Source organism: Photorhabdus tasmaniensis, assembly GCF_011189505.1.
Taxonomy (GTDB): Bacteria; Pseudomonadota; Gammaproteobacteria; order Enterobacterales; family Enterobacteriaceae; genus Photorhabdus; species Photorhabdus tasmaniensis.
In genome coordinates this window covers 1-7,105 of the sequence record NZ_PUJU01000091.1, presented here as the reverse complement: position 1 = coordinate 7,105, position 7,105 = coordinate 1, and the positions used below count along the sequence as shown (strand labels likewise).

Annotated in this window: 7 protein-coding genes; 4 read left to right on the top strand and 3 right to left on the bottom strand. The window is 52.8% G+C overall.

The window, feature by feature from the left end:
- The first annotated feature begins 148 nt into the window (after nt 1-148).
- On the top strand, nt 149-451 hold the full coding sequence (locus C5471_RS22305; protein WP_133813211.1) for a hypothetical protein: 303 nt from the start codon (nt 149-151) through the stop codon (nt 449-451).
- Between the two features lie 91 nt (nt 452-542).
- Here C5471_RS22305 and C5471_RS22300 read toward each other — a convergent pair whose 3' ends face one another.
- Nucleotides 543-3,320 carry a CHC2 zinc finger domain-containing protein gene (locus tag C5471_RS22300; RefSeq protein ID WP_133813215.1) on the bottom strand — a complete coding sequence of 926 codons (2,778 nt, stop codon included), beginning with the start codon at nt 3,318-3,320 and terminating at the stop codon, nt 543-545.
- Nucleotides 3,321-3,456: 136 nt separating this feature from the next.
- On the opposite strand from C5471_RS22300, the gene C5471_RS22295 reads away from it, so the two are divergent.
- From C5471_RS22295 to C5471_RS22285, 3 genes are all read left to right on the top strand, one after another.
- Nucleotides 3,457-3,789, top strand: coding sequence for a helix-turn-helix domain-containing protein (locus C5471_RS22295; RefSeq protein WP_046397400.1), 333 nt, complete (start codon nt 3,457-3,459; stop codon nt 3,787-3,789).
- A 78-nt stretch (nt 3,790-3,867) separates the two neighbouring features.
- Complete coding sequence (locus C5471_RS22290; RefSeq protein ID WP_046397397.1) at nt 3,868-4,188, top strand: SymE family type I addiction module toxin; 321 nt, start codon at nt 3,868-3,870, stop codon at nt 4,186-4,188.
- 14 nt (nt 4,189-4,202) lie between these two features.
- Nucleotides 4,203-4,400: a DUF7706 family protein gene (locus C5471_RS22285; RefSeq protein WP_133813210.1), complete on the top strand. Its 198-nt coding sequence runs from the start codon at nt 4,203-4,205 to the stop codon at nt 4,398-4,400.
- A gap of 269 nt (nt 4,401-4,669) precedes the next feature.
- Here C5471_RS22285 and C5471_RS22280 read toward each other — a convergent pair whose 3' ends face one another.
- Complete coding sequence (locus C5471_RS22280; protein ID WP_133813209.1) at nt 4,670-5,020, bottom strand: hypothetical protein; 351 nt, start codon at nt 5,018-5,020, stop codon at nt 4,670-4,672.
- A partial coding sequence (locus C5471_RS22275) for an RHS repeat-associated core domain-containing protein (RefSeq protein WP_278250189.1) occupies nt 5,020-7,105 on the bottom strand: 2,086 nt, incomplete at its 5' end. The genes C5471_RS22275 and C5471_RS22280, both read right to left, overlap by 1 nt.

Here is a 7,105-nt window from a genome sequence, read left to right as displayed (position 1 = left end):
TAGGCGTCCAGATGCTGGCGCAGGGTCAGCTGGGTAGGCTCAGATTGATGTTTAACGGGTGATGACATGATGGGGTTTCCTGTAGAGAACAGCGGTTAGTGTTATCAGTGTGTGATACATCACGACGGTACGATGGCTTGATTTTTAAGTGGCCGGAACAGTCCTTTTCTGCCTGCCCCAACTTGCGGACCGCTCAGCCCGGTATTGCTGCGGTCTGGCGTCCATTTCCCGCCCTCCAACTTGGGCCCAACTTGACCCCAACTTAAGGGCAACTTGCGGTTCAGTCAGTCCAACTTGCGTTGGTCGTATTCCGGGTTTTCTTATTCGGGTTTTCGGGTTCGATGATGTACTGGCAGTACGATACGACGGCTTTTTCTTATTATTGCCGGAACAGTGTTTTTCAACCTTCCCCAACTTGCGGGCCGTTCCTCCCAGTATTGCTGCGGTCTGACGCCGGTTTCCCGCCCTCCAACCTGGGCCCAACTTGACCACAACTTGATGGCAACTTGCGGTTCAGTCAGTCCAACTTGCGTGAGTCATATTCAGGGTTTTACCGGTTTTTCCGGCGCTGTCAGGTCAATCAGGCCGCACAGATGGGCTGCTTCTGCGCTGTCACCGTTCCACAGCAGTTCATACTGCAACAGATGGCCGCGACTGCCGCCGTGGACTAACAGATATTCCATGTCGGCCAGTCGCTGACAATGGACTTTTAACTGGTTATCGCTCCACTGGGTGTAATGGCGGATATCCCGGCGGGTAAAGCGGATATCTTTCACCGGGCGTTGCTGCGCTGCCGCCGTCGCTTTCACCATCTCTTGTATCAGCAGCAACAGTTTTCTTGTCTGAGGTGACATTTCATCCAGCGTGCGGCCTAATATCTCGTGGGCCAGCCGGTTTGCTAAGCTAATATCGTCTTGGGTCACCTCGATATATTCAAGCCGCTTGCCCCGGTGTTCCGCGGTCTTCACTTCGCGCTGGTGCTGATGCAGCAGGGCGATACTTTGTATCAGGGTGAGATATTTCATGTGGTCGCGCCGGGTGCGGGTTTTATCGCTCATGAACGTTAACTGTGAAGCATAAGGGTTAACCACATTCAGCGGGCGTAACAGCCGCTGGGCGTTCTGATGCAGTTCGGTGATATAGACCTTCTCATTTTCTGCCAGTAAACCTTCGAGGGTCTGCTTATGGCGCTGCAAGGCGTGGATAGCTTCGGTCTGTTCCCGCGATTCGTTCACGGTCAGCACCAGACAGCGGTTTAACAGCTCTTCATCGACATCTATCGCCGTGGTGGTCAACATCAGCATCACCGGCCCTTTCACCGTGTACTGTTTGGTGACCAGATTACCGGTAGCGTCATCTTTACCGGTTGAGGCAATGGTCAGTTCGCCGTCGCTTTGCAACAGCTTAAGCGCATAGGCGGCCTGCCGTACCCCTTCTTCTTCGGCTATCGCCAGTATCTTGTGTTGCAGGTTGGTTTCCCCCAGATAGAACAGACTCTGGCCGGTCATGGCGCTGTATTGCAGCCGTTCTTCTTCCGGTATCAGATTGAGGACCGCCTCCATTAAGCTGCTTTTACCTGCCGCCGAACTGCTCTGTATCAGCACGGCCAGCGGACGCTCCAGCTTGCGACTGACCGCCGCTAAGTAACCGGCCAGCAGGTTAGTGGATTCGCCCACCACGCCACAGGCGGCTAAGTCAGCGGTGATGCGCTCACTCAGGTGCGGGTCTTGCAGCAGTGCCAGCGCCGCAGCCCGCTGGTCCTCGCTCAGTTCGGGAACCGGCTGGGTTTCGGTTTGTTCACCGGCCCCGGCCTGTTGACACTGTTCCAGCACCAGTAACAGCTGCCCCAGTGAACGCCGCAGGTCACCTTCGGCCAGCCCGAGTTCGGTGGCGGCCAGCCGCGCATACCCGCTCCGGCTGCGGGCGCTCATCATGTCCACGCTGTCGGCGAACATCACGCCGCTGTCGGTATCAACCACCTGAACATTGACTTTCATCACTGCCGCCCCGGCTTTCACCTGTGACCGGCCCCGGATACCCCACTGTTGCGTGCCCAGCGTGAGGGATATCTCGCCGTTGGCACCGGTTTCCCAGACCACATTGGGCATCGACGGCAACGCGGCTATCCCGGCGGCTAAGGCGCTGACTGTTTCCGGCACCGGAACCGGCTGATGTTCTGCCAGTGCGGCCCGCTCTGTGGCGGTGGTGGCCTGTACCTCTGCCGCATCCTGCATCGACACGGCACTGTCCAGCAACAACCCGAAGGCCCGTTCCGGTTCGGCGACCTGACACAGATAGCCGTTGGCATCCATGCCCTCGGGGAACACCACCCGGAACACGGCAATGCCGATGGCGGTCAGTTCGGCGGCCAGTTTTACCGCCGCTTCATTGCCGGCCGGATCGTTGTCGTAAGCGATCAAGACCTGTTTAACGCCATGTTGCCGGAACGCCTGCCGCATCTCATCGGTGAAGCCGTTCACCCCATAGGCGGCGGTGACATGGCGGTGACCGGCTACCCAGAACGACAGGGCGTCGATCAACGATTCACAGAGGATGACCGCCCCGGAACTGATCAGCGCCGGCTCATTCCATATCCCGCCGTGTGCGCCGGGCAGATACAGATGCAGCGGCGTTCCGCTGCGTAAGCGGTCGGTGATTTTGCGCCCGTAGATCTCGCGGATCTGACCGTTCGGGTCGATAACCGGTATCACCAGCGAACCGGTAAAGTGCTCGTGTCCGCTGTCGCGCATCAGCCCCACGGCCCGAAGACGGGCGCGGATCTGTGCGCCGGCCTGCACGGCTTTGATGGGCAGGCGATAGGCTAACGTGCGGTTGGCAAAGCCCAGTTGAAACTGGGCGACTAATTCCGGGTGGTTGAGCCGGCGTTTTTCCAGATAGGCCAGGGCTTCGGGGGCATTCAGCAGCGTATGATGGTAGAACCCGACGACCCGACTGAGCAGCGCCTGCCGTCCGGCCTCATCATCGGCCAGCATGGCGGGTTCATCCGGTTGCACCAGCGGTGCCACAGACGGGTTATCTCCCAGTACTCCGCGCAACTGTTCCACGGCCCGGCGCAGACTTAAGCCTTTGGTTTTCATCACCCAGTCCAGCACGGAGCCGCCGGCATCACAGCCAAAACAGTGATAGAGATTTTTTGCCGGTGAGATAACCATTGACGGGGTTTTCTCCTGATGGAACGGGCACAGCAGCACGTAATCTTTGCCGCGTTTAAAGAGCTGTCGCCCCTGTTGCTCCACTACGGCGACTAAGGAGACGGCGGCTTTCAGGTGCTGTAATTCGGCTTCGGGAATGCGGGCCATAAAAATGTTCCTTTTAAATCCTTGTCAATGCTCTATATAGATACTATTATATGTCCCATAAAGGTTATTTAGTCAAGTCTATTCAGAACAGGGGGAGATAATGGAAGCCATCACGACTGATAAAGGAACATTCTGGATGAGCTTTTCTGCCCGTTTTCTGCAACTGCGTAAGCAACAAGGACTGACTCAGCCACAGATGGCTGACAAGGTGGGGATACATCTGACACAAGTTCGTCGCTATGAATCTGGTGAGGCTCAACCCTCTTTAGACATTCTTAAACGTATTGCTGTTACGTTTAATGTTTCAGCAGACTGGCTGATATTTGAGGAGGGCGAGCGGGAGCCGCAGGACGAACTTAAGCTAAAGTTTGAGGCGGTTAAACAGATGGACGAGGAGGAGCGACGCTCTGTGACCTCGGTTCTGGATGCAATGATTTTAAAACATCAGGCAAAACGGTTATTGGGCTGACCTGATTTAATGCGGCTCTACCGTGGTTGCAACACGATACAGCCGCTAACCACAAGCAACTATGCGAGGTAGTTAATTATGGCTAAGACGCATTCTAAGGCAGAAGTCGCTGTAAATAAAGCAGCGAAAACAGAACGTTATTACACCGTGGGATACGTGCCGCAAAACGACAAGGCTAAAGCACCGCCTGCGATACACCTGAAAGGTCAATGGCTTAAGGCCGCAGGCTTTGATATTGGTGGTACTTTAACGGTGAAAGTGATGAATGGTTGTCTGGTACTGATACCGGACAGTGACAACACCCACACCATCAGGCAACAGTACCTGCGCCAGCAGGAGCAACTCAGTGATATCAAGCTCCGCATGCGCGAACTCATTGGCGACTACAAAACCATTTAAGGGAGGGGAATAGCATGAGAGCAGGGATTGAGCAGCTAAAGGAAGTGCACCTGAGCCATGACGAAGCAATGGCACTGGCGCAACTGGTTAAGCGGTTGAGCTGGGCAGAGATACGGGCCTGTGCGGTTGATGACACGGAAGCCTGGGTTATCAAGGCCGCGATAGGGCGGCTCCAGTCGGCACTGGCGTATCACGGGTATTCGCCACGGTAAGAAAGAAACAGGCCGGAAGCGATTCCGGTTTTTTGCTGTTTCAGAGAAAAAACAGAATAAAATATCTAAAATATAGCCTATGTATATATTTACTATGAATCTTATATTTTTTTATATTATTTCTTTTTTTATCTTATTATTTATTTTATATTTTTGTAGTTTTAAATTATATATTTAATATATAAGACCAACCCTGAAAGATATTTATTTTAAGTATAAAAATAACAAAGCCGGAAAGATCTCGGGGATCTTTCCGGCTTTAAATTTAACTATTCATATTTTCCAGTAAACATAAATTCTTCAAGTATGTTAATGAACTTGGATTTATCTCTTGTTTGCTTACTACCTAGGAATTTTTCCTCTTCTGTTTTTCCTGTCTTTTTATTTGTTTTTATGATAAAGAAATCTAATACAAATAAACCGTTAGGATCTCCTTCTGGTTCATACCGTGAATCAAAGCAAAGGCCATCAAGAGAATTATGTCCACTAATCAAAATTGATCCATAGAACCAATCCATATTTTCTTTAGTAGGTTCATAGTCATAGAAATTATTTACATCAATTACCCACCTACTAGGTATTCTCAAGGGCTGAATATTCTTCCATATATCTTTTTTCATTAACGAACTCCGGGAATGTATTTTCCGACTTGTTCCAACGATGCCGGGAAACTGTGAATAGTAGGAATAGGGGCATTCGTCATTTCGATTCTTACCCAATTGGTTAATTGCCCTTCATTATACCCAACATGACCGGTAGGGTTTTTATAGAACATGAATCGAGTTCCGCCGTGGTCAAAAGCATGGCCATTGCGAATAGCTCCATATGCAGCTTGTTTCTCAAAGCCAGCTACCTTACTTGCATATTCCGGGAAATAAGATGCTTCAGGTCTTTTATCTAAGCTTCCTTTACCTACACTCAGATTTTTAGCTTCATTAATATCTTTTGCGTTGATATGTTTTGTTGCATGACGACCAGCCATAGGACGTTGAGCATTATAAACATCTGTTCGAAGGGCCTTGCGTTTATGGTATCCAGTAGGATCACAACCCGCCAATCCCAGAGGATCAATCCAATTCGCCGGATTATGAACGTACGCATACGGATTCAGGCCCCCTGCCAGCCCTAGCGGATCAGGCGACAGGTACTGTCCTGTCTCCGGCGAATAATACCGGAACCGATTATAAAATAAACCACTTTCTTCGTCTTCATACTGCCCACAAAACCGAAGATTGCAGCTAACCTTCTCCTCTTTCCGGACTGGGACGGTCCAGAATTCCGGTTCGCCCCAGGTGAACAGTCGTCCCGCCCAGGCCAGTTTTCCGGCTTCCGTTAATATTTCTCGTGGGGTTCCCTGATGGTCACTGACCACATAGTGCAGTTGCCCCTGCTCATAACGCGCCGATGGGGTCAGTTTCCCCGGTTCATACAGCCAGTGAATGCTCTGGTCATAAGCAACCGTGCCATCCGCCAGCACCGGCGTTTCTTCTATCAGCTGGTCGCCGCTCCACAGGTAATCGTAACCGATAATCGCCGTTGGTTTCAGTGTCAGGTCCGGTAACCCGTCCAGCCACCGTTGCAGGTTGGTGGCCTCCAGCCTGCTGTCCACTTCCTTGCGTTTGCTGATACGTCGGCCAAAGGCATCATAGCGATAACGCCAGCGGGTCCCCTCCGGGGTGATAAATTCGGTCAGCTGGTTATGCGCATCCCAGTGGTAACAGAATGTCCTGGGCTGGTAGCCATATTTATGAATCGTTTTTTCCGTCATTCTGCCGTTTTCATCATAACGAAAGGCATTATCGGCCCGGCGAGCCGTCCGCCCTGACTGATACTCCGGGTATTCCTTAAGGACCGGCTGACTCATATCTTCCGGTATCCGCTGGTAGTGACCGATATTCTGGTTAGCGTCATAAATGAACTGCTCTTCACGCGCCCAGGGGGTGCCGCTAAAGATAGCCAACACCACCTGGTCATTGGCGTTATACCCGTAACGGGTTTCCTCCCAGTGGCCGTCTTTGATGCATTCGACGTTGTTCGCTTGCGTGTAATACCAGTGACGGTTCACTTCACTGCCGAACGGCGGATGATGCGGGTCGGCTTCCTGCAACGCCTGCCTGAACCGCGCTGAACTGCGCCCGACAGCCTGATGGGCCAGCAGTCCGGTCGCCGTGTGATATTGCGCCTGAATAAAACCCGCATCACTGCTGCGCACGGTTTCCTGTCCCAGAGCGTCATAGTGAATATGCAGCGGCGTGTGGCCCGCCACGCCAAAACGGGTGACCTGACCGAGCGGGCCATAATCCCAGCGCAGGGCCGGCAGGGTGTCTCCCTGCCGGCTGACCGGTAAGCCACTCAGGGGATCCCATTCGTGAGTCACCGTCCGCCCGTTAATTGTCTCTGCCGTCAGGTTGCCGGATCCATCGTATTCAAATTCCACCACCGCATCCGGGTTGGTGGCGCGGATAAGCTGGCCGGTAGCGTTATAGTCATATTCCGTGACCGAGACCAGCTGACACTGTTCATCGTCTTCCTGCCAGACTTCCTGCCGGATCAGGTGGTCTTCCGGGGTGTAGCACCAGCGCAGCAGCTGATTATTCGGGTAACGGGCGATGATTTTACGTCCTGCCCTGTCGTACTGATATTGGATCGTGCGCCCGGTAAAATCGGTTTCCCCGATAATCTGCCCGGCCCGGTCACGGGTGTAA

Excerpts from the sequence above, each read along its gene's own strand:
- C5471_RS22295 (WP_046397400.1), top strand. The coding sequence starts at position 3,457 with ATGAGCTTTTCTGCCCGTTTTCTGCAACTGCGTAAGCAACAAGGACTG.
- C5471_RS22290 (WP_046397397.1), top strand. The coding sequence starts at position 3,868 with ATGGCTAAGACGCATTCTAAGGCAGAAGTCGCTGTAAATAAAGCAGCG.
- C5471_RS22280 (WP_133813209.1), bottom strand. The coding sequence starts at position 5,020 with ATGAAAAAAGATATATGGAAGAATATTCAGCCCTTGAGAATACCTAGT.
- C5471_RS22300 (WP_133813215.1), bottom strand. The coding sequence starts at position 3,320 with ATGGCCCGCATTCCCGAAGCCGAATTACAGCACCTGAAAGCCGCCGTC.
- C5471_RS22285 (WP_133813210.1), top strand. The coding sequence starts at position 4,203 with ATGAGAGCAGGGATTGAGCAGCTAAAGGAAGTGCACCTGAGCCATGAC.